The 543-nt window shown below is 57.3% G+C and carries 1 protein-coding gene; it reads right to left on the bottom strand.

The window, feature by feature from the left end; genetic code table 11:
• On the bottom strand, nucleotides 1-543 hold a 543-nt coding region (locus tag AACY45_RS27745; protein ID WP_339548670.1), incomplete at both ends, for a TonB-dependent receptor domain-containing protein.

The raw sequence follows: 543 nt of genomic DNA on the forward strand, positions 1-543 counted from the left end.
GACCGCGACTTCGTCCGCGACGCTGACATCGGCCCGCACGCCGCCACCAAAGAGAATCCGGTCCGCGTTGAACCGCGCACCGCGGCGCACGCGTGCGAAGAGCGCCAGACTCGGCATGACCTCATAGTTTGCACCGACCGAGTAGGTGAAATAGTTCTTCCGATAGTTGACGGGTGACGATGCCTGGGGATTGACCACGGGCACACTGCGCTCCGGCGTCTGAATAATGCCGCCCTGGTTCACATCGACCACGCTCAGCCCGTTATTCGAGGCGTAATGTCCGCTGGCCCTCGAACTGTTGAAACGGACGCTCCCGTCCAGGTTCAATTTACCAATTTTGTACGAAACCGCCAGATAAGGGGCATCGATATTGTAATCGACATTGTAATAACGCTGGCAGCAATTGCCGAACACCGGTTCGCCATAAGCGATGAGTCCGTTTTGCGTAACCGACTGACCGGCCGCATTATAGACGTTCAGCAGCGCCGCATCGCGCCCCTTCACTTCCTGAAGATAGCTGTTCCAGTGCCAATCCATCTGGAT

The organism is Pseudomonas sp. RA_35y_Pfl2_P32 (assembly GCF_963970735.1).
GTDB lineage: Bacteria > Pseudomonadota > Gammaproteobacteria > Pseudomonadales > Pseudomonadaceae > Aquipseudomonas.